We start from the raw sequence: 20,089 nt of genomic DNA, 5'->3' as shown, positions 1-20,089 counted from the left end.
ACGCGGACGCGGGGGCACGCGGACGTGGGTGCGCGACGGCGGCCCGGGTCGCGGGCGGGCGGTCACGGGGTGACGGGGAGGAGGGCCGGGCGCGGCGGGACGTCAGCCGGGCGGCGGCGGGGGGAACGCGCGGGTCAGGCGCAACACGCCGCGGACCACACGCGACCGAAGTCGATGTGGCTGCGGGTGACCAGCATGCGGGCGGCGTTCACCAGCCCAGTTGACCAGCGGCCTCGCTGGTTCGTCAACCACCGTCTCACCGGGCGGTCGCCGGTGCGAGACGCGCGAACGGCCCCGCCCCGCCACCCGGGGGAGCGGGTGGCGGGGCGGGGCCGTGAGCGGCGTCGGGTGGTTCTCGGCGTCAGGCCTTGGTGACGTCCTCGATCTCGTCCTCGTCCTCACGACCGGGGGTCTTGAGGTCGAACTTCACGATCGCGAAGCGGAAGAGGAAGTAGTACAGGGCGGCGAACGCCAGGCCGATCGGGATGATCATCCACGGGTCGGTGGCCTTGTTCCAGGCGAGCAGGTAGTCGATCAGACCGCCGGAGAAGGTGAAGCCGTCGTGCACGCCGAGGCCCCAGGTGACGGCCATCGAGACGGCGGTCAGGACGGCGTGGATGACGTACAGGGCCGGGGCGATGAAGACGAAGGCGAACTCGATCGGCTCGGTGACACCGGTGACGAAGGAGGTCAGCGCCAGCGACAGCATCATGCCGGTGACGGCCTTGCGGCGGTGCGGCTTGGCGGTGTGGGCGATGGCGAAGGCGGCGGCCGGCAGCGCGAACATCATGATCGGGAAGAAGCCCGACATGAACTGTCCGGCGGTCGGGTCGCCGGCGAAGAAGCGGGTCAGGTCGCCGTGCACGACGGTGCCGTCGGGCTTGGTGAAGTCACCGGTCTGGAACCAGGCGAAGGAGTTCACGAACTGGTGCATGCCGACCGGCAGCAGACCGCGGTTGACCAGGCCGAACGCACCCGCGCCGAGCGCGCCAGCGCCGATCAGGGAGTCGTTCAGGCTCTTGATGCCGTCGCCGATCGGGCCCCAGGTCAGGGCGAAGATCACACCGACGGCGGTGCCGACGAAGGCCATCAGGATCGGCACCAGGCGGCGGCCGTTGAAGAAGCCGAGCCAGTCGACCAGCTTGGTGCGGTGGTACTTCTGCCACAGGATCGCGCTGAGCAGGCCGATCACGATGCCGCCGAGCACGCCCGGGTTCTGGTAGGTCGGCGCGACCCACTTGCCGTCGGCGATGTGGCCCTCGGTGATCGGGAACGCGGTCAGCACGTTCTTGTAGACCAGGAAGCCGACCAGGGCGGCGAGGGCGGTCGAGCCGTCGGCCTTCTTGGCGAAGCCGATCGCGATGCCCACCGCGAACAGCAGCGGCAGGTTGGCGAAGACGCCGTCACCGGCGGTGGCGAAGACCGAGGCGACCTTGTTCCAGCCGAGGCCGTCCTTGCCGAACACATCGTCCTGGCCGAGACGCAGCAGCAGACCGGCGGCCGGGAGAACGGCGATGGGCAGCTGGAGGCTGCGGCCGATCTTCTGCAGACCCTGGAGCAGGCTCTGGCCGAACTTCTTGGTGGGGCTGGGCGTGGCCGGAGCCGTGGCGGGCGCCGGTGCCTGCGCAGACTGACTCATGGGGGTGGATTCCTAACGGCAAGGGCGGGTCGGTCGGGGGGAGGGGCACAGGGGGGCCGAACCGCGAACTGGTCTACACCACACGTGGTGTAGACCAGTTTTGTAGCACGGGCGGAGGGGGCGGGGAACCCTCGAAAGCGGTGCTGCTGGGAAGCGCTATGAAATCGAAACCTACTTGCGGATCGACGATCATGATTACCCGCCGTGATGGGGATTTTGGCTAATTGCGCAACAAAAGGCGGGCGGTCCGACGGGCGTTCTGACGAGGGCCGCCGGGCATGCCGAAGGCCCCTGGACCGGCGGTCCGGGGGCCTATTCGGATTCTCGCGGTGACGCTCGGTTTATGCCTTGGTGACGTCCTCGACCTCGCTCTCGTCCTCACGCCCGGGCGTTTTCAGGTCGAATTTCACGATGATGAAGCGGAACAGTGCGTAGTACACGACCGCGAAGCAGAGTCCGATGACGATGATCAGCCACGGTTTGGTGGCCAGGCTCCAGTTGATCACGTAGTCGATCAGGCCGGCCGAGAAGCTGAAGCCGTCGTGCACCCCGAGCGCCCAGGTGATCGCCATCGACGCGCCCGTCAGCAGCGCGTGCACCCCGTACAGCGCCGGGGCGATGTAGGCGAAGGAGTACTCGATCGGCTCGGTGACACCGGTCACGAAGGAGGTCAGGCCGACCGAGAGCATCAGGCCGTAGATCTCCTTGCGCCGGTGCGGTTTCGCCGCGTGCGCGATCGCCAGCGCGGCGGCCGGCAGCGCGAACATCATGATCGGGAAGAAGCCGGACTGGAACTGGCCGGCCGTCGGGTCGCCCGCCAGGAAGCGCGGGATGTCGCCGTGCACGATGCTGCCGTCCGCCTTGGTGTACTCCCCGAACTGGAACCAGACGAAGGTGTTCAGCAGCTGGTGCATGCCGATCAGCAGCAGCGCCCGGTTGAAGAGGCCGAACAGGCCCGCGCCGCCCGCGTCCAGGTCGGCGAGGTTCTGGCTGAAGTCGTTCAGGGCGCGGCCGATCGGCGGCCACACCCAGAGCGCCAGGCACGCGGTGACCAGGCCGACCAGCGCGGTGATCATCGGCACCAGGCGGCGGCCGTTGAAGAAGCCCAGCCAGTCGACCAGCTTGGTGCGGTGGAAGCGCACCCAGAGCCAGGCCGACATCAGACCGATCAGGATGCCGCCCAGCACCCCCGGGTTCTGGTACGTCGCGGCCGCCGCCTTGGCCGAGCTGTAGTCCACGCACTGGTCGCTGACCAGGACCGTCGGCGGCTTGCAGTGCTCGGGGAAGGCGTGCAGCACCTTGTAGTAGACGAGGAAGCCGACCACCGCGGCCAGCGCCGTCGAGCCGTCCGCCTTCTTCGCCATGCCGATCGCCACGCCGATGCAGAACAGCATCGGCAGGCCGAGCGAGGAGTCCAGCAGCGCGCCGCCGGCCGCCGCGAAGACCTTGGCGACGTCGTTCCAGCCGGCGCCGTCCTTGCCGAAGACGTCGTCCTGGCCGAGCCGATTGAGGATGCCGGCCGCCGGGAGCACCGCCACCGGCAGCTGGAGCGAGCGACCCATCTTCTGGAGGCCGCCGTAGAAGGTGTGCCACCACGTCGTCTGCGGGGCTGTGGCGCCTGCCGAACTCATCTGTCGCCCTCCGGGAGCAGTTGCCGGCCGGTGGTCCCCGGCGGGAAACTCGGGCGGGGGTCGCCGTGCCGTACCCGGGAACACCCGGGGCGCTTCCTGCGTTCATCGGAGTACACATATATTGGTGTAGACCACTTTGGGACACAGGCCGCGCGCCGGGAGACGAGCCCCGCTGCTCGTCATCCTCGGGCGCCGACCCGGGGCGTGCGCGCCGGGATGGGCCAAAAGTGGACTAACGTGGCATATCGGTCCGGCTCGGGCCATGCTGGTCGCGCTGCCCGGCAGCACGGCACGGCACCCCGCCAGGCGTTGACCTGGCGTCAGTACCGACCGCGACCGAGGTCACAGCGCAGGACGGCACCCGGCAGAGCAGCCGACGGGCCGAGACAGAGGGAGAAAGCAATGGCCAGCAAGGCTGAGAAGATCGTCGCCGGTCTCGGCGGCATCGAGAACATCGAAGAGGTCGAGGGCTGCATCACCCGCCTGCGCACCGAGGTCAAGGACGCCTCCCTCGTCGACGAGGCCGCGCTGAAGGCCGCCGGCGCCCACGGCGTCGTCAAGATGGGCACCGCGATCCAGGTCGTCATCGGCACCGACGCCGACCCGATCGCCGCCGACATCGAGGACATGATGTGAGCTGAGCCCACCAGGCTCACCACGCCCGGCCCGCCGACCCCACCGGTCGGCGGGCCGTCGCGCGTCCGGGCACGGACCCGGAGCGGGTCGGGGCGTACCCGGAGCACCCACCGGAAGCGGCTACGCTCGGTGCCTATGTCACGCATCGACGGCCGCACCCCCGACCAGCTCCGCCCCGTCACCATCGAACGGGGCTGGAGCAAGCACGCCGAAGGCTCCGTCCTCATCTCCTACGGCGACACCAAGGTGCTGTGCACCGCCAGCGTCACCGAGGGCGTCCCGCGCTGGCGCAAGGGCAGCGGCGAGGGCTGGGTCACCGCCGAGTACTCCATGCTCCCGCGCGCCACCAACACCCGCGGCGACCGCGAGTCCGTCAAGGGCCGGCTCGGCGGGCGCACCCACGAGATCAGCCGGCTCATCGGCCGCTCGCTGCGCGCCGTCGTCGACCACCGCGCGCTCGCCGAGAACACCATCGTCCTGGACTGCGACGTCCTCCAGGCCGACGGCGGCACCCGCACCGCCGCGATCACCGGTGCCTACATCGCCCTCGTCGACGCCGTCTCCTGGGCCCGCGACCGCAAGCTGCTGCGCGCCAAGGGCAAGCCGATCACCGGCGGCGTCAGCGCCGTCAGCGTCGGCATCATCGACGGCGTCCCGATGCTCGACCTCCGCTACGAGGAGGACGTCCGCGCCGAGACCGACATGAACATCGTCTGCACCTCCGACGGCCGCTTCGTCGAGGTCCAGGGCACCGCCGAGGGCGCCCCCTTCGACCGCGCGCTGCTCGACCGGCTGCTCGACCTCGGCACCCTCGGCTGCGCCGAGCTCGACGAGATCCAGCGCAAGGCCCTCGGCGAGCTCGAAGGCTGATATTGCCCTTTCGGGACACGGTTCCGTTCCGGTTTCCGAAAACCCCCGGGCTCCGGCCCCGGTCGCTGTACACGCCGGGTCCGGAGCCCGTACGGTTCCCGCAGCACCCCGTTGCGGGAACCGCGCACCCCTCAGCGCGCGTCCTCCCCTTCCGGATACCCGCGCACCCAGGAGGACCGGATGCCCCAGAGTCTCGCCCGCCCCACGATGCTCGCCGTGGCCGGCCTGATCGCCATCCTCCCGCTCAGCGCGGTCAGTTGCTCCGCCGCCCAGAAGGCGCTCGACTGCGGCAACACCGCGGTCAAGATCACCGGGGACATCAACGAGGTCAGCAACGCCTACAGCAACGCGAGCAACGACGCGGCCGCCGCCGGGCAGGCGCTGCAGAAGCTCAAGAACGACCTCGACCAGCTGGGCAAGAACTCCAAGGACACCGACGTCGCCAAGGCCATCACCGACCTCAGCACCCAGGTCGACAAGGTCCAGGCGGCCGTCAACAACAAGCAGGTCCCGGACTTCAAGCCGCTCGGCGACGCCGCCTCGAACCTCACCAAGGTCTGCACCGGCTGACGCCCGGTTAGGGTGCCCCGGTCTAGGGTGGCTGCATGACCACCCGACTCATCCTCGCCACCCGCAACCAGCACAAGGTCGCCGAGCTGCGCGAGATCCTCGGCGACGCCGGCCTGGACGTCGAACTGGTCGGCGCCGACGCCTACCCCGAGATCCCCGACGTCCCCGAGACCGGCGTCACCTTCGCCGAGAACGCGCTGCTCAAGGCGCACGCCCTGGCGAAGGCCACCGGCCTGCCCGCGGTCGCCGACGACTCCGGCCTCTGCGTCGACGTCCTGAACGGCGCCCCCGGCATCTTCTCCGCCCGCTGGTCCGGCAAGCACGGCGACGACCGCGCCAACCTGGACCTGCTGCTGGCCCAGCTCTCCGACATCGACGCGGCCCACCGCGGCGCCCACTTCTTCTGCGCCGCCGCCCTCGCCCTCCCCGACGGCACCGAGCGCGTCGTCGAGGGCCGCCTCCTCGGCACCCTCCGCACCACCCCCTCCGGCGACGGCGGCTTCGGCTACGACCCGATCCTCCAGCCCCTCGGCGAGTCCCGCACCTGCGCCGAACTCACCCCCGCCGAGAAGAACGCCATCAGCCACCGCGGCCAGGCCTTCCGCGGCCTCGCCCCGGTGGTCCGGGAGCTGCTGAGCTGACCCCGGCTCGAAACGACAACGACCCCCTGCCTTCGAATCGAAGGCAGGGGGTCGGTCTGCTTGGTACGCCCGGTGGGACTCGAACCCACGACAATACGGACCTAAACCGTACCTCTCTAGCCAGCTGGAGTACGGGCGCACGTCGAACTCAGCCTACCGGTTGTCGTCGGCTTCATGGGTGGGTTTGCGATTCCGGCGGCAGTAGGTGTCCGTGACGGCATGGCAGTTCGGGCAGAGCAGGCGGAGGTTCTCGCGCCGGTTGTCGAGCCAGTCGCCGTTCGTGTGGTCGACCTCCAGCGTCATCGGACGGCCGCGCCAGACCGGCGGGGTGCCGCAGCCGGAGCAGGCGTCCGGTCGGCCGATGTGGACGAGCATGGCCCGGAGGCGGTCGCCGGGGATCCGGTGGCTTCCGGGCGGCAGCTTCACCAGGAGGACGTCCGGGTGGATCCGGGGTCCCGGTTTCGCTCCCCGGTTGTGCGCCTGTCCGGTGAAATGGCCGGTGTCCAGGCCGTGTCGGGCGATGGCGTCCTTGACCAGCTTCCGGGTCCCGCCGCCGTCGATGAGCCCGAGGGCGCGGATGACGCCCGCGATGCTGGTCTGCTCGCGAACGGCGGCGATGACCTGCTCCGCCGGTAGCTCCTTGGTGAAGTGCGAGGTGTCGATGCCGAACTCGGCCAGTCGGCGCTTCAGGTAGGAGTACGCACTGTCGTAGGGCACGATGCCCAGTTCGCGGAGCACTTGCCCGACGGACGTGCTCCGCACGGCGGCCTCGGCCAGCTCCTCCCGGCTGTAGGTCCGGCGTTCGTAGGCCGGCCTGCCGCCGGTGAAGTGCGAGGTGTCGATTCCGTAGTGGCGCAGCCGCTTGCTCAGGTAGCTGTGTGTGCCACCCGCCATCGGCACGCCGAGCCTCCGCATCATGTCGTTGATGCTGATCGATTCCGCCGCGGTCGCCGCCAACAGTTCACGGGTGTACTTGACCGGCATGGTTGTTTCCCCTTCGGGCCTGTGTGTGCGCCCGTCCCCCGTGTGTGCGAACGAGCGTGGGCCGGATGGGTTGCGGGGTCACCACCAGTACGTCGGGTAGCGGCGGGTGTGGAGGCGGGCGGAGAGGAGGCCGGTGAGGGTGAGGAGGGTGGCGGCGAGGGTGAGGAGGGGGAGGAAGGGGAGTGGGGCGGGGGCGGTGAGGGCGACGATGACGGCGGTCGCGGCGGCGGGGGAGTGCGGGGTGCGGGCGAGGGTCATGACGCCGAGGGCGAGGCCGCCGGCGACGGCGGCGGACCAGTAACCGGGGGTGGCGACGGCGAGGACGGCGTAGCCGGTGAGGGCGGAGAGGAGTTGGCCGCCGATGACGCTGCGGGGCTGGGCGAGCGGGAGGTCGGGGGCGCCGGCGATGAGGGCCATCGAGGCGGCGAGGGGTGGGATGAGCAGGGGTTGATGGAGGAGGGCGCCGAGCGCGGCGAGCAGGAGCAGGGCGGCGACGGCGGTGGCGGTGGAGGCGAGGAGGGTGCCGGTGGCGGGGCGGGCGGGGGCGTGGCTGGGGAGCGGCATGTCGGGAGTCCTAACGGTAATGAGTAGTCGGTAGCGTTAGTTTGCGGGGCTTGGCTAGCGGATGGCAAGTCGCGTTACCGTTAGGTATGGGTATGGGCGGAGAAGTCGAAGAGATGCCGGTGGACGGCGAGCACCTGGCGCTGGACCTGGTGAACACCACGTTCATCCGGGGCGGTTTGCGCGGGCACCTGGTGGACGTGCTGGTGGAGCCGGCCGGGCTGGCCGTCTGGGTGGAGCGGCACGCGGAGGCGCTGGACCTGGCGAGCGTTCCGGCCGGGGAGCTGGGGGCGGCCGAGCTGGCGGCGTTCCGGGAGCTGCGGCGGGCGCTGCGCGGGGTGCTGGGCGCGGTGGTGGCGGGCGGGCCGGCGGCGGAGGCGGACGTGGCGGTGGTGAACGCGGCGGTGCGGGCGGCGCCGGGGTGGGCGGAGCTGCCGCCGGGGGCGGTGGGGCGGGCGGTGTCGCGGAGTCTGGCGGGGGAGCGGGGGGCGGTGCTGTCGGCGCGGGTGGCGCGGGCGGCGGTGGAGCTGCTGACGGGCGAGCGGCGCGGGTCGGTGAAGGCGTGTCCGGCGCCCGGCTGCATCCTCTTCTTCCTGCAGCAGCACGCGCGGCGGGCCTGGTGCTCGACCTCGTGCGGGACGCGGGTGCGGGTGGCCCGGCACAGTCGCCGGCAAGCCGAGGGCTGACCGTCGACAATCGGCCGTTCGACCGGTGATGTTGGGGAATTGATTACCAATTGGTACAGACCTATTGACCTATGTGGTTCAGACCACATAGCTTCAGCGCCAATCCGCTTTCCCCCACTGTGCGTGCTCCCCCACAGGCACGCGCCGACACTCTGCCCGGAGGACCGAGTGTTGATCCGTTCCTCGGCGGATCGGCGTCCCACCGCCGCTCCCCGTTCCACGAGCCCGGCGGCCCGCGCCGGCCTGGCCTCGCTGGCCGCCGCCGGCCTGGCCGGCCTGCTGGTGGCCACGCTGGGCGCGGCGCCCTCCCAGGCGTCCGCCACCGTCGACAACGCCAGCTGTCGTCCCGACGGCCTCTACGCCACCCCCGGCGTCGACGTCCCGTACTGCAGCGTCTACGACACCAGTGGCCGCGAGAAGATGGGCGCCGACCACCAGCGCCGCATCATCGGCTACTTCACCGGCTGGCGCACCGGCAAGGACGGCACCCCGCCGTACCTGGTCAGCGACATCCCGTGGGACAAGGTCACCCACCTCAACTACGCCTTCGGTCACGTCGGTTCCGACAACAAGCTCTCGGTCGGCACCGACAACGACAAGAACGAGGCCACCGGGATCTCCTTCCCGGGCGTGCCCGGCGCCGAGCTGGACCCGTCGCTGCCCTACAAGGGCCACTTCAACCTGCTGACCAAGTACAAGAAGCAGTACCCGAACGTCAAGACCATGATCTCGGTGGGCGGTTGGACCGAGACCGGCGGGTACTTCGGGGACGACGGCAAGCGGGTCAACTCCGGCGGCTTCTACTCGATGACCGTCAACCCGGACGGCAGCGTCAACCAGGCGGGCATCGACGCCTTCGCCAACTCGTCCGTGGACTTCATCAAGAAGTACGGCTTCAACGGCGTCGACATCGACTACGAGTACCCGACCTCGATGAAGGACGCGGGCAACCCGCTGGACTGGCAGCTCGCCAACAGCAAGCGCGGTTCGCTGGCCAAGGGCTACGCCGCGCTGATGAAGACGCTCCGCGAGAAGCTGGACCGGGCCGGCGCCGCCGACGGCAAGCACTACCTGCTCTCGGTCGCGGCCCCGTCGTCCGGCTACCTGCTGCGCGGCATGGAGACCTTCCAGGTGGCGCAGTACCTGGACTACGTCAACATCATGTCGTACGACCTGCACGGCGCCTGGAACAAGTACGTCGGCCCGAACGCCTCGCTGTTCGACGACGGCAAGGACGGCGAGCTGGCGGCGGCCAACGTCTACGGCACCGGCCAGTACGGCGGCATCGGCTACCTGAACGCCGACTGGTCGTACCACTACTTCCGCGGCGCGATGCCCGGCGGCCGGATCAACGTCGGCCTGCCGTACTACACCCGCGGCTTCAAGAACGTCCAGGGCGGCACCAACGGCCTGTGGGGCACGGCGTCCGCGACCACCTGCCCGGTCGGCTCCGGCCTGACCGCGTGCGGTGACGGCGCGGTCGGCATCGACAACATCTGGAACGACAAGGACGACGCGGGCAAGGAGTCCCCGGCCGGGTCGAACCCGATGTGGCACGCCAAGAACCTGGAGAAGGGCGTCTTCCCGGACTACCTGGCCAAGTACGGCGTCAAGGACACCGCCCTGCAGGGCAGCTACGTCCGCAACTACAACTCCACCCTGGTGGCGCCGTGGCTGTGGAACGACGCCAAGAAGGTCTTCCTGTCCACCGAGGACGAGCAGTCGGTCGGCTCCAAGGCCGACTACATCGTCAACCAGGGCGCCGGCGGCGCGATGATCTGGGAGCTCGCGGGCGACTACAAGTGGGACGCGGCCGCGAACGGCGGCAAGGGCCAGTACGTGCCCGGCTCCACGCTGACCTCGCTGATGTACGACAAGTTCAAGGCGGCCTCGCCGTACGGCGCGATCCGGGCGACCACCGCGCTGCCGCAGCAGACCCTGCCGATCGACGTGTCGTTCACCAACTTCGCGCTGGGTGACTCGAACTACCCGATCAACCCGAAGATCCACATCGTCAACAACTCCACCCTGACCCTGCCGGGCGGCACCGAGTTCCAGTTCGACTACAGCAACTCGGCCCCGGGCAACGCCAAGGACCAGTCCGGCTTCGGCCTGACCGTGATCAAGCAGGACAACCCGGGTCCGGGCAACGTGGGCGGCCTCAAGGGCACCTACAACCGCGTCTCGGTGAAGCTGCCGGGCTGGCAGTCGCTCGCGCCGGGCGCGTCGATCGACATGGACTTCGTCTACTACCTGCCGGTGTCCACCCCGTCCAACTGGACGGTCAACGTGGCCGGGACGCTGTACGGGCTCAAGGGCGACCTGACCCGCGGCGCGGTGGACGGCGGCACGACGCCTCCGACCACGCCCCCGACCACCCCGCCGACGACGCCTCCCACGACGCCGCCGACCACTCCGCCCACCACCCCGCCGACCACTCCGCCCACGACGCCGCCGACCACGCCGGCCGGTTGCGCGGGTGCCCCGAGCTGGGACGCGGCCACCACCTACGCCACCCCGACCAAGGTCTCCTGGAAGGGCCACTACTACCAGAACAAGTGGTGGACCAAGGGCGACGACCCGAGCGCCAGCGGCGCCTGGGGTGTCTGGAGCGACCTCGGGACCTGCTGATCACAGCGGTCGCCTGAGGTGAGAGACGGCGGTGGCGGTGCACCCGGTCGGGGGGTGCGCCGCCACCGCTGCTTCACGCCCTGGGTCAGGCCTCGACCTTGAGGTCGCGCAGCAGCTTGGCCACGTGGCCGGTCGCCTTGACGTTGTACAGCGCGTGCTCGACCTTGCCCTGCTCGTCCACGATCACGGTGGAGCGGATCACGCCGGTCACGGTCTTGCCGTACAGCTTCTTCTCGCCGAACGCGCCGTAGGCCTCCAGCACCTTCTTCTCCGGGTCGGAGAGCAGGGTGACCTTGAGGTCCTCGGCCTCGCGGAACTTCCCGAGCTTCTCCGGCTTGTCCGGGGAGATGCCGATGACGTCGTACCCGGCGCCGGCGAACACCTCCAGGTTGTCGGTGAAGTCGCAGGCCTGCTTGGTGCAGCCGGGGGTGAGCGCGGCCGGGTAGAAGTAGACGATCACCTTGCGGCCGAGGTGGCCGGCGAGGGACACCTCGTTGCCGTCGGCGTCGGGCAGGGCGAAGGCGGGCGCGGTGTCACCGGGCTGGAGACGCTCACTCACGGGGTTTCTCCTGGTGCTGGACGGACGGTCGTACCACGGCAAACTTACCCCCGATGGTGGGTGGGGCCGCGCGGCCCCGGACCGCAGCTGACACACTGGGGCAGTCGCACAGGACAACATCAGTGAATGGGGTGGCCCGAGTGGGCGAGGCGAGCACTACGGACAAGTCGGCGCGGACGACCGCCCAGATCGAGGCGGACATCGCCCGCACCCGCACCCAGCTGGCGGCGACGCTGGACGAGCTCGCCGTGCGGGTCCACCCGACCACCATCTCCGCCCAGGTCAAGGCGAAGGCCGCGGCCGCCGTCGAGGAGAAGGCCGGCCGGGCGTACGTGGCCGCCAGCGGGCTGGTCGAGCAGGCCAGGGCGCAGTTCGTGGACGAGAAGGGGCAGCCGCGCAAGGAGCGGATCGTCCCGGCCGCGCTGGTCGGCGTCGGCCTGGTGCTGCTGATCGCCTCGGCCCGCAAGCGCCGCAAGGGCTGACCACGGCGCCGCAAGGGCCGGCCACCCACGGGCCGACCGCACGCGCCGCGCCCCGGGGCGGTACCTTCGGGGCGTGAGAACGAACGACGAACCGACCGACTCGCCGCGTCACGACCGGCTGGGCGAGAAGCTGCCGATCAAGATGCTGCACGACCGGGTGCTGGTGAAGACCGAGGCCGGTGAGGGCGAGCGGCGCTCGACCGGCGGCATCCTCATCCCGGCCACCGCCGAGATCTCCAAGCGCTGCGCCTGGGCCGAGGCGGTCGCCGTCGGTCAGAGCGTGCGCTCGGTGGAGCCCGGCGACCGGGTGCTCTACGACCCCGAGGACAAGCTGGAGGTCGAGGTCCGCGGGGCGACGTACGTGCTGCTGCGCGAGCGCGACCTGCACGCGGTGGCCGCGATGCGCTTCGGCGACACCGAGGGCTCGACCGGGCTGTACCTGTGATCCGCTGAGGCCGGTGGCCTCCTTCGGGCCGCCGCGCCGTGGGCGCGGCGGCCCGTCGGCGTCTCCGGGGGCTGTCACGGCGCGGTGGTAGCGTCGCCGCCGGGGACGACAGGCAGATGCGCAAGGGGGCGGCATGGGTACTTCTCCGATCGACTTCAGCGGGACGGCCTCGGCGGTGCGGGGGCTGGACGTCCGGTGGATCCACGGGTCGGAGTCGGCGAAGCACAACACCGACCCGGACATCCAGGTCCACGAGTACGACGAGCACACCTTCGTGCTGCGGCAGAACATGGCCGTCAACTACGAGGCGCCGTTCCTGTTCCTGCTGTTCGGCGACGAGCGCGTGGTGCTGATCGACACCGGGGCGACCGCGTCGGCGGAGTACTTCCCGCTCCGGGCGACGGTCGACGGGCTGATCGAGGACTGGCTGGAGCGCAATCCCCGGGACGGCTACCGGCTGCTGGTGCTGCACACCCACGCGCACGGGGACCACGTCGCCGGGGACGGGCAGTTCGCCGACCGGCCGGACACCACGCTGGTGCCCGCGGACAAGGCCACCGCCTGGGCGTACTTCGGATTCGACCGGGACGCCGACGCCCTCGCCCGGGTGGAGCTCGGCGGCCGGGTGCTGGAGTGCCTGGCGACGCCGGGGCACCACGAGGCGGCGGTGACCTTCTTCGACCCGTGGACCGGGTTCCTGCTCACCGGCGACACGGTCTACCCGGGGCGGCTCTACATCCAGGACTGGCGGGCCTTCGGCCGGTCGATCGGCCGGCTGGTGGACTTCTGCGAGGAGCGGACGGTCAGCCATGTGCTGGGCTGCCACATCGAGATGAGCGTGAAGCCGGGGGTGGACTACCCGATCCGGTACACCTACCAGCCGTACGAGGTGCCGCTCCAGCTGACCGTCGACCACCTGCGGGAGATCCGGGCGGCGCTGGCCGAGCTCGGCGATGTGCCGCAGCGGCGGGTGTTCCCGCTCTTCATCCTGTCGCCGAACACCTGAGCCGCTGCTGAGCCGCACTGTCGGTTGAGCCGCACCGTCGGTTGAGCCGCGTTGTCGGTGCCGGGCGCTATGGTCCCGGCATGAGCGGCATCAGGCCTTCGATCAGTGACGAGCAGCGGCGCGCCCGGCTGGGGCATCGGCACCTGCTGGCGCCGGCCGGGCGGGCGGCCCGGGTGGAGGAGGTGGCCGACGCGGTGGTCGGGCTGCACGCCACCGACGCCGCGACGGTCTACCTGTCGGCCTGCGCGCGGCTGCGCGAGCCCTCGGCGGCGGAGGTGGAGCGGGCGCTCTACGAGTCCGTGTCGCTGGTGAAGCTGCTGTCGATGCGGCGGACGATATTCGCCGTGACGGAGGAGTTCGCGCCGTACGTGAGCGCGGCGGCGGCGCGGCCGATCGCGGTCAAGGAGCGGGCGACGCTGCTGAAGCACCTGGGCGAGTTCGCCGAGGGGTGGGGCGAGGAGCGGCTGGCCGAGACGGAGCGGGCGGTGCTGGCGGCGCTCGCGGTGCGCGGCGAGGCGACCACCGCCGAGCTGGGCGCGGACGTGCCGGCGCTGCGCGAGACGATGCTGATGTCGGCGGGCAAGCCGTACGAGGCGAAGCAGAGCGTGGGGAGCCGGCTGCTGCGGCTGCTCGCCTCGGACGGGCACGTGCGGCGGTGCCGGCCGCGCGGGTCGTGGCTGAGCAGCAGCTATCCGTGGGCGCTGGTGGAGCAGTGGCCGGAGCTGCCGGCCCGGGAGGCGAAGGCGGAGGTGGTGCGGCGCTGGCTGGCGGCGTACGGGCCGGGCACCGTCGAGGACGTGAAGTGGTGGACGGGCTGGACGCTGGGGGACGTCCGGAAGGCGCTGGCCGAGGTCGGCGCGGTGGAGGTGGCGCTGGCCGGCGGCGGGGTGGGGCTGGTGCTGCCGGGGGACGAGGGGCCGGTGGCGGAGCCGGAGCCGTGGGCGGCGCTGCTGCCGGGGCTGGACCCGGCGGTGATGGGCTGGCGCGGGCGGGAGTGGTACCTGCGGCCGGAGCACGTCCCGGAGCTGTTCGACCGGGCGGGGAACGCCGGGCCGACGGTGTGGTGGTGCGGTGAGGTGGTCGGCGGCTGGGCGCAGCGGGCGGACGGCGAGCTGGTGTGGCGGCTGTTCGGTGACGTGGGCGCGGCGGCGGAGGCGGCGATCGGGGCGGAGGCGGAGCGGTTGGCGGGCTGGCTGGGGGAGGTGCGGGTGACGCCGCGGTTCCGGACGCCGTTGGAGCGCGGGCTGGTGGCCTGAGCGGGCCGCCGGGGTCGCTGGGCCCGGGGCTGCTAGGTCGGGGGCGGGGTGGCGGGCTGCCCGGTGGTGGGCGGCTTGCTGGCGGTGGGCGGCTGGACCGGGGTGCGGGTCGGTTCGGGGGCCTTGCCGGGCGTGGTGGCCGGCTGCTCGGTCGGCGGCTGGGCGGTGCCGGGCCGGGCGGCGGCGGTGGGGGTGGGCTGCGGCTGGACCGGCTCCGGTGGGGCGGGCGCGGCGGGGACGGGCGGTTCGGGGGCGGTGGTGGTCGGCCGCTCGGGCTCCGGGGTGGGGCCGGTGGTGGCGGTGGGCCGCTTGGGGGTGGTCGGCGCCGGGGGCGCGGTGGTCGGTGCGCCGCTCCCGGTGGACGGGGCGGCAGTGGCGGTCGGCGAGGGGGTGGCCGACGGGGTGGCGGTGGGGCTCGGGGTGTCGGTCGGGTGGTTGCCGGCGGACCGGGTGTTGCCCGGGCTGGGTTCGAGGTCGAAGGACTGGACGGCGGTGCCGTCCAGGGCGTCGCTCATGTAGGCGGTCCAGATCAGGGTGGGGAAGACGCCGCCGTTGATCCGGGCGTAGCCGGCGGTGCCGGCCAGCGGTTCCTTGGCGTGGGTCTTCGGGTTCTCCCGGAAGAGGCCGACGGTGGTGGCGAGTTCGGGGGTGTAGCCGGCGAACCAGGCGGCGAGGTTGGCGTCGGTGGTGCCGGTCTTGCCGGCGGCGGGCCGGCCGAGGTCGAGGGCGGCGGCGCCGGTGCCGCGCGCGCTGACGACCTCGCGCAGCACGTCGGTGACGGCGTCGGCGGTGCCCCGGTCGAGGACGCGGACCGGGGGGTGTTCGGGCAGCCGGGGCACGTCGACGGAGCCGGAGCCGGGGTTGACGCGTTCGATCCGCTCGACCGACCAGGGCCGGTGGGCTTCGCCGTGGTTGGCGAAGGCGGCGTAGACGCCGGCCAGGTCGAGGGCGCTGGGGGTGGCGGTGCCGAGGGTCATCGAGGTGTTGGCCGGGTCCAGGCCGGGGACGTTGTCGGGGATGCCGAGCCGGATGGCGGTCTGCCGGACGTGGTCGAGTCCGGCGTCGACGCCCTCCTGCGCGTACACCGAGTTGACGGACTTGACCATGGCCTGGCGCAGGCTGATGGTCCCGTAGTCGATGTCGTCCTCGTTGGGCGGCGCGTACGGGGTGGGGCCGTCGGTGACGGGGCGTTCGCTGGTGCCGTCGTAGCGGGTCTCGGTGCTGATCGGGTGGCCGTCGCCGCTGCTGTGGGTGGAGGTGAGGCCGGCCGCGAGGTCGATCGGTTTGAAGGTGGAGCCGATCTGGTTGTCCTGGCGGAGCACGTCGTTGTAGGGCTGCTTGGCGTAGTCGGGGCCGCCGTGGACGGCGACGACGCGGCCGGTGGCGGGTTCGACGGAGGCGCCGGCCACCCGGACGTCGGTGTCGGTGGTGGGCCGGGCGGTGGGGTCGAGCCGGGCGGTGAGCTCCTCCTGGACGGCGCGGCCGAAGGCGTCCTGCTTCTCCTGGTCGAAGGTGGTGGTGATGCGCCAGCCGCCGGCCTTGAGGGTGGCGGCGTCCATGATCCCGTTGCCGAGCAGGTAGTCGTCGGCGACGCCGACCAGGTAGCCGGCCTGGCCGGCCAGGCCGGTGGCGGGCTGCGGGTCGAGCGGGTCGGGGAAGACGGCGGCGTCGCGGTCGGTGGCGCCGAGGAAGCCGAGCTGGACCATGCCGTCGAGGGTGTAGTGCCAGCGGGCGACGGCCTTGTCGCGGTTGGCGGGGGTGGCGGTCTTGACGTCGTAGGCGCTGGGGGCCTGGAGCAGGGCGGCGAGGTAGGCGCTCTGCGGGAGGGTCAGCTCGGAGACGTCGACGCCGTAGTAGGCGCGGGCGGCGCTCTGGATGCCGTAGGCGCCGCGGCCGAAGTAGCTGGTGTTGAGGTAGCCGGCGAGGATCTCGTCCTTGCTGCGCTGCTGGTCGACCTTGAGGGCGATGAAGAGTTCGCGGCCCTTGCGCTCGATGGTCTGGCTCTGGGTGAGGTAGTAGTTCTTGACGTACTGCTGGGTGATGGTGGAGCCGCCCTGCATGCCCTTGCCGAGCAGGGTGTTCCAGCCGGCCCGGGCCATGCCGGTCAGGTCGATGCCGCCGTTCTGGTAGAAGGTGCGGTCCTCGGCGGAGACGACGGCCTGGCGGGTGGTGACGGGGATCTTGTCGATCGTCACCTCGGTGCGGTTGACGGCCCCGGTGCGGGCGATCTCGGTGGTGCCGTCGGCGTAGAGGTAGATGTTGCTCTGGGCGACCGCGTGGGCGTTGGGGTCGGGGAGCGGGACGATGACGTAGAGCACCGCGAAGGCGCCGACGGCGAGCAGCAGCACGGCGGTGAGGAAGCCGAGGGTGACCCGCCAGGTGGGCAGGAGCCGGCGCCAGAGCGGCAGGGCGCGGCGGGCCTCGCGGCGGGCGGCGCGTCTGGCCCGGCGGCGGGTGCTCATGGTCATGCCGAGATTATGTGCTATTTGACCGTCGATCAGGCGGTGGACCGGGGTGTGGTCGGCGGTGGAAAAACCCGGTGCGTAGGGCTGTTGGCGGCGGTACGGTGAAAGATGCAAACCAGATAGCGCACCCACTTCCGAGTCTCGGCTCGGTCCAGCTCCGCCCGCCTGGCCCGGTACCCCCCGGGTGAGGACGGCCGGAGCCGCTCCGGCGTGCGCCGTCGCGTCCGGGCGCCTCCCTGTGCCGCTATTTGTCGACAAGGAGACAATATGCAGAAGGCTGAGCTCCACCCCCCTGATCCGTTCGGCGACCTGCGGTTGTACGCCGCGGTCGCCCGCGGCGCGTTCCGCCGCTTCTCCACCTACCGGGCCGCCAACCTGGCCGGCGCCTTCACCAACACCGTCTTCGGCTTCATCCTCGCCTACACCTTCCTCGCCCTCTGGCAGGCCCGCCCCGGCCTCGGCGGCTACGACACCAGCACCTCCGTCACCTACATCTGGGTCAGCCAGGCGCTGCTGGTCGCCGTCGCCGTCATGGGCGGCGGCTTCCAGGACGACGTCCAGGAGCGCTTCCGCAGCGGCGACATCGCGATCGACCTCTACCGCCCGGTCGACTTCCAGGGCTGGTGGCTGGCCACCGACCTCGGCCGGGCCGCCTTCCAGCTGATCTCCCGGGGCGCGCCGCCGATGCTGGCCGGCGGCCTGGTCTTCCACCTCCGGCTGCCCGGCAACCCGCTGACCTGGGTGTGCTTCCTGCTCGCGGTGACGCTCGCGGTGGTGGTCAGCTTCGGCGTGCGGTTCCTGGTCTCGCTCACCGGCTTCTGGCTGCAGGACTCGGACGGGGTGCGCTCGGTGATGCTGGTGGTGTCGATGTTCTTCTCCGGCATGCTGCTGCCGCTCGCGCTCTTCCCCGGCCGGCTCGGCGACCTCGCCGAGCTGATGCCCTGGGCGGCCCTGGTGAAGGTGCCGACCGATGTCTTCCTGGAGCGCGTCACCGGCACCGGACTGCTCGGCGCGCTCGGCTTCCAGCTCGCCTGGGCGGTGACCCTGCTCGCCGCCGGCCGGCTGGTCCAGCTGCTCGCGACCCGCAAGGTGGTGGTCCAGGGTGGCTGAGCAGACCCTCCTGACCCGGGAGTCGCCGGGCGCCCGGACGGCCTGGGCGCTGCGCTCCTGGTGGCTGGTGGCCGCGATGTGGACCAGGGCGCTGATGTCCTACCGGACGTCGTTCGTGCTGATGCTCGGCGCCAACGTCGTGGTCACCTTCCTCGACTTCGTCGTGGTGATCCTGATGTTCCGGCACACCGACACGCTCGGCGGCTGGAACCTGGCCGAGCTCGGCTTCCTCTACGGCACCTCCGCCCTCGCCCTCGGCCTGGCCAACCTGTTCGTCGGCTCCATCGACGCGCTCGGCGAGCGGATCCGGGCCGGCAGCCTCGACATCGTGCTGGTCCGGCCCGCCCCCGCGCTCGCCCAGCTCTGCGCCGAGCGGTTCTCGCTGCGCCGGCTCGGCCGGGTCGCCCAGGCGGTGGGCGTGCTGGTCTGGTCGCTGACCGTGCTGGACGTCCGCTGGACCTGGGACCGGGTGCTGCTGGTGCCCGTCCTGCTGGTCTGCGGCACGCTCATCTTCTCGGCGGTCTTCGTCGGCTTCGCCAGCCTGCAGTTCTGGTGGGGCGAGGCCAGTGAGCTGCAGAACTCCTTCACCTACGGCGGCGCCACCGTGCTGCAGTACCCGCCGACCGTCTTCGCCAAGGAGCTGGTCGCGGGCACGGTCTTCGGCGTGCCGCTGGCCTTCGTCAACTGGCTGCCCGCGCTGCGGATCCTCGACAAGCCGGACCCGTTCGGCCTGCCCACCGCCTTCCAGTTCGCCTCCCCGCTCGCCGCCCTGCTCGCCCTGGCCGCCGCCGGCCTGGCCTGGCGCGCCGGACTGCGCGCCTACCGCGGCGCCGGCGGCTGAACACCCCCCTCGTGCCCCTCGGACAAAGGAACACCCCCATGGCACTGATCGAACTCGACGACGTCCGCCGCACCTTCACCGTCCGCGCCAAGGTCGGCCGGCTGAAGCGGGAGAAGCGCGAGGTGCGCGCCGTCGACGGACTCACCTTCACCGTCGGCGCCGGCGAGTGCGTCGGCTACATCGGCCCGAACGGCGCCGGCAAGTCCACCACCATCAAGATGCTCACCGGCATCCTCGTCCCCACCGCCGGACGGCTGCGCGTCGCCGGCGTCGACCCGGCCCGCGAACGGGCCGCCCTGGCCCGGCGGATCGGCGTCGTCTTCGGGCAGCGCACCACCCTCTGGTGGGACCTCCCGCTGCGCGACTCCTACGAACTCGCCCGCCGGCTCTACCGGATCCCCGAACACCGATATCGCGCGAACCTCGACCGCTGCGTCGAGCTGCTCGACCTCGGCGGGCTGCTCGACACGCCCGTCCGCCAGCTCTCGCTCGGCCAGCGGATGCGCGGCGACCTCGCCGCCGCCCTGCTGCACGACCCGCGGGTGCTCTACCTGGACGAGCCCACCATCGGCCTGGACGTGGTCAGCAAGGGCAAGGTGCGCGAGTTCCTGCGCGAGGTCAACCGCGAGCGGGGCACCACCGTGCTGCTCACCACCCACGACCTCACCGACATCGAGCAGCTGTGCGACCGGGTGATGGTGATCGACCACGGCCGGGTGGTCTACGACGGCGGGCTGACGGGCCTGCACACCGCCGGCGAGAGCGAGCGGACCCTGGTCGTCGACCTGGCCGAGAGCCGGCCGCCGATCGAGGTGCCCGGCGCCCGGGTGGTCCGGGTCGAGGGCCCGCGCCAGTGGCTGGCCTTCCCGGCCCGGCAGAGCGCGGCCCCGATCGTGGCCGCCGTCGCCGACCGGTACCCGCTGGTCGACCTGTCGGTGCGCGAGCCGGCCATCGAGGACGTGATCGCCCGGATGTACGCGGAGGTCGCGATCGGCTGAGTCGCGATCGGCTGACCGTTCGATCCCGGTACGGGCGTGCGGACCGGCTCGCTCGTGCGGGTGGTGCACGTGACTCCA

General features: G+C 71.5%; 19 protein-coding genes and 1 tRNA gene. 13 read left to right on the top strand and 7 right to left on the bottom strand.

All coding sequences use genetic code 11. The annotated features are described in order from the left end of the window. Positions 1-361: 361 nt before the first annotated feature. Together AB0N76_RS03015 and AB0N76_RS03010 are read right to left on the bottom strand one after the other, a co-directional pair. Positions 362-1,639, bottom strand: a complete 1,278-nt coding sequence (locus AB0N76_RS03015; RefSeq protein ID WP_363552485.1) for a PTS transporter subunit EIIC — start codon at positions 1,637-1,639, stop codon at positions 362-364. Positions 1,640-1,980: 341 nt separating this feature from the next. Next, the gene (locus tag AB0N76_RS03010; protein WP_363552483.1) at positions 1,981-3,270 is read right to left on the bottom strand and encodes a PTS transporter subunit EIIC; all 1,290 of its coding nucleotides are present in this window, start codon (positions 3,268-3,270) and stop codon (positions 1,981-1,983) included. A gap of 402 nt (positions 3,271-3,672) precedes the next feature. On the opposite strand from AB0N76_RS03010, the gene AB0N76_RS03005 reads away from it, so the two are divergent. The 4 genes from AB0N76_RS03005 (at position 3,673) to rdgB (ending at position 5,987) form a co-directional block, all read left to right on the top strand. Then, positions 3,673-3,906, top strand: coding sequence for a PTS glucose/sucrose transporter subunit IIB (locus tag AB0N76_RS03005; protein ID WP_238862766.1), 234 nt, complete (start codon positions 3,673-3,675; stop codon positions 3,904-3,906). A gap of 135 nt (positions 3,907-4,041) precedes the next feature. Beyond that, entirely contained in the window at positions 4,042-4,776 is a 735-nt protein-coding gene (gene rph / locus AB0N76_RS03000) for a ribonuclease PH (RefSeq protein WP_363552481.1), read from the top strand. Between the two features lie 180 nt (positions 4,777-4,956). Further along, on the top strand, positions 4,957-5,346 hold the full coding sequence (locus tag AB0N76_RS02995) for a hypothetical protein (RefSeq protein ID WP_363552479.1): 390 nt from the start codon (positions 4,957-4,959) through the stop codon (positions 5,344-5,346). Between the two features lie 35 nt (positions 5,347-5,381). After that, positions 5,382-5,987 carry an RdgB/HAM1 family non-canonical purine NTP pyrophosphatase gene (rdgB, locus tag AB0N76_RS02990; protein ID WP_363552477.1) on the top strand — a complete coding sequence of 202 codons (606 nt, stop codon included), beginning with the start codon at positions 5,382-5,384 and terminating at the stop codon, positions 5,985-5,987. Positions 5,988-6,048: 61 nt separating this feature from the next. Here the strand turns inward: rdgB and AB0N76_RS02985 are convergent. The 3 genes from AB0N76_RS02985 to AB0N76_RS02975 form a co-directional block, all read right to left on the bottom strand. Further along, positions 6,049-6,126 (bottom strand) — tRNA-Leu (locus tag AB0N76_RS02985). Positions 6,127-6,140: 14 nt separating this feature from the next. Further along, positions 6,141-6,971 carry an HNH endonuclease gene (locus AB0N76_RS02980; protein WP_363552475.1) on the bottom strand — a complete coding sequence of 277 codons (831 nt, stop codon included), beginning with the start codon at positions 6,969-6,971 and terminating at the stop codon, positions 6,141-6,143. A 78-nt stretch (positions 6,972-7,049) separates the two neighbouring features. Continuing rightward, positions 7,050-7,535 carry an HPP family protein gene (locus AB0N76_RS02975; protein ID WP_363552473.1) on the bottom strand — a complete coding sequence of 162 codons (486 nt, stop codon included), beginning with the start codon at positions 7,533-7,535 and terminating at the stop codon, positions 7,050-7,052. A gap of 92 nt (positions 7,536-7,627) precedes the next feature. Between AB0N76_RS02975 and AB0N76_RS02970 the strand changes: the two genes are divergently transcribed. Further along, positions 7,628-8,218: an ABATE domain-containing protein gene (locus AB0N76_RS02970; RefSeq protein ID WP_363552471.1), complete on the top strand. Its 591-nt coding sequence runs from the start codon at positions 7,628-7,630 to the stop codon at positions 8,216-8,218. Between the two features lie 174 nt (positions 8,219-8,392). Further along, positions 8,393-10,849, top strand: coding sequence for a glycosyl hydrolase family 18 protein (locus tag AB0N76_RS02965; protein ID WP_363552665.1), 2,457 nt, complete (start codon positions 8,393-8,395; stop codon positions 10,847-10,849). Between the two features lie 85 nt (positions 10,850-10,934). On the opposite strand, the gene bcp is transcribed toward AB0N76_RS02965, so the two are convergent. Then, complete coding sequence (gene bcp, locus AB0N76_RS02960) at positions 10,935-11,408, bottom strand: thioredoxin-dependent thiol peroxidase (protein ID WP_363552469.1); 474 nt, start codon at positions 11,406-11,408, stop codon at positions 10,935-10,937. Positions 11,409-11,548: 140 nt separating this feature from the next. Here bcp and AB0N76_RS02955 point away from each other — a divergent pair, with 140 nt between their 5' ends. The 4 genes from AB0N76_RS02955 (at position 11,549) to AB0N76_RS02940 (ending at position 14,597) form a co-directional block, all read left to right on the top strand. Further along, a complete protein-coding gene (locus tag AB0N76_RS02955; RefSeq protein ID WP_363552467.1) occupies positions 11,549-11,890 on the top strand; it encodes a DUF3618 domain-containing protein in 342 nt (113 codons plus the stop codon). 142 nt (positions 11,891-12,032) lie between these two features. Then, positions 12,033-12,335 carry a co-chaperone GroES gene (locus tag AB0N76_RS02950; protein ID WP_078881937.1) on the top strand — a complete coding sequence of 101 codons (303 nt, stop codon included), beginning with the start codon at positions 12,033-12,035 and terminating at the stop codon, positions 12,333-12,335. A gap of 133 nt (positions 12,336-12,468) precedes the next feature. Beyond that, positions 12,469-13,341, top strand: a complete 873-nt coding sequence (locus tag AB0N76_RS02945) for an MBL fold metallo-hydrolase (protein WP_363552465.1) — start codon at positions 12,469-12,471, stop codon at positions 13,339-13,341. An 80-nt stretch (positions 13,342-13,421) separates the two neighbouring features. Beyond that, the gene (locus tag AB0N76_RS02940) at positions 13,422-14,597 is read left to right on the top strand and encodes a winged helix DNA-binding domain-containing protein (RefSeq protein WP_363552463.1); all 1,176 of its coding nucleotides are present in this window, start codon (positions 13,422-13,424) and stop codon (positions 14,595-14,597) included. A 32-nt stretch (positions 14,598-14,629) separates the two neighbouring features. Here the strand turns inward: AB0N76_RS02940 and AB0N76_RS02935 are convergent, their stop codons facing one another. Further along, positions 14,630-17,065 carry a transglycosylase domain-containing protein gene (locus tag AB0N76_RS02935; RefSeq protein ID WP_363552461.1) on the bottom strand — a complete coding sequence of 812 codons (2,436 nt, stop codon included), beginning with the start codon at positions 17,063-17,065 and terminating at the stop codon, positions 14,630-14,632. A 306-nt stretch (positions 17,066-17,371) separates the two neighbouring features. Between AB0N76_RS02935 and AB0N76_RS02930 the strand changes: the two genes are divergently transcribed. The 3 genes from AB0N76_RS02930 to AB0N76_RS02920 are packed head-to-tail and all read left to right on the top strand — an operon-like array spanning position 17,372 to position 20,011. Beyond that, positions 17,372-18,172, top strand: coding sequence for an ABC-2 family transporter protein (locus tag AB0N76_RS02930; protein WP_363552663.1), 801 nt, complete (start codon positions 17,372-17,374; stop codon positions 18,170-18,172). After that, entirely contained in the window at positions 18,165-19,013 is an 849-nt protein-coding gene (locus AB0N76_RS02925) for an ABC-2 family transporter protein (RefSeq protein WP_363552459.1), read from the top strand. Before AB0N76_RS02930 ends, AB0N76_RS02925 begins: the two co-directional genes overlap by 8 nt. A 38-nt stretch (positions 19,014-19,051) precedes the next feature. After that, positions 19,052-20,011, top strand: a complete 960-nt coding sequence (locus AB0N76_RS02920; protein ID WP_363552457.1) for an ATP-binding cassette domain-containing protein — start codon at positions 19,052-19,054, stop codon at positions 20,009-20,011. The last annotated feature ends 78 nt before the right edge of the window (positions 20,012-20,089 follow it).

Origin of the sequence: Kitasatospora sp. NPDC093806 (assembly GCF_040683335.1) — a bacterium.
GTDB lineage: Bacteria > Actinomycetota > Actinomycetes > Streptomycetales > Streptomycetaceae > Kitasatospora.
This window is presented reverse-complemented; position numbering and strand designations above follow the sequence as displayed.

Bases quoted from the DNA above. Each gene is read 5' to 3' on its own strand.
- AB0N76_RS03015 (WP_363552485.1), bottom strand. From the start codon at position 1,639: ATGAGTCAGTCTGCGCAGGCACCGGCGCCCGCCACGGCTCCGGCCACG.
- AB0N76_RS03010 (WP_363552483.1), bottom strand. From the start codon at position 3,270: ATGAGTTCGGCAGGCGCCACAGCCCCGCAGACGACGTGGTGGCACACC.
- AB0N76_RS03005 (WP_238862766.1), top strand. From the start codon at position 3,673: ATGGCCAGCAAGGCTGAGAAGATCGTCGCCGGTCTCGGCGGCATCGAG.
- rph (WP_363552481.1), top strand. From the start codon at position 4,042: ATGTCACGCATCGACGGCCGCACCCCCGACCAGCTCCGCCCCGTCACC.
- AB0N76_RS02995 (WP_363552479.1), top strand. From the start codon at position 4,957: ATGCCCCAGAGTCTCGCCCGCCCCACGATGCTCGCCGTGGCCGGCCTG.
- rdgB (WP_363552477.1), top strand. From the start codon at position 5,382: ATGACCACCCGACTCATCCTCGCCACCCGCAACCAGCACAAGGTCGCC.
- AB0N76_RS02980 (WP_363552475.1), bottom strand. From the start codon at position 6,971: ATGCCGGTCAAGTACACCCGTGAACTGTTGGCGGCGACCGCGGCGGAA.
- AB0N76_RS02975 (WP_363552473.1), bottom strand. From the start codon at position 7,535: ATGCCGCTCCCCAGCCACGCCCCCGCCCGCCCCGCCACCGGCACCCTC.
- AB0N76_RS02970 (WP_363552471.1), top strand. From the start codon at position 7,628: ATGGGCGGAGAAGTCGAAGAGATGCCGGTGGACGGCGAGCACCTGGCG.
- AB0N76_RS02950 (WP_078881937.1), top strand. From the start codon at position 12,033: ATGCTGCACGACCGGGTGCTGGTGAAGACCGAGGCCGGTGAGGGCGAG.
- AB0N76_RS02945 (WP_363552465.1), top strand. From the start codon at position 12,469: ATGGGTACTTCTCCGATCGACTTCAGCGGGACGGCCTCGGCGGTGCGG.
- AB0N76_RS02940 (WP_363552463.1), top strand. From the start codon at position 13,422: ATGAGCGGCATCAGGCCTTCGATCAGTGACGAGCAGCGGCGCGCCCGG.
- AB0N76_RS02935 (WP_363552461.1), bottom strand. From the start codon at position 17,065: ATGACCATGAGCACCCGCCGCCGGGCCAGACGCGCCGCCCGCCGCGAG.
- AB0N76_RS02920 (WP_363552457.1), top strand. From the start codon at position 19,052: ATGGCACTGATCGAACTCGACGACGTCCGCCGCACCTTCACCGTCCGC.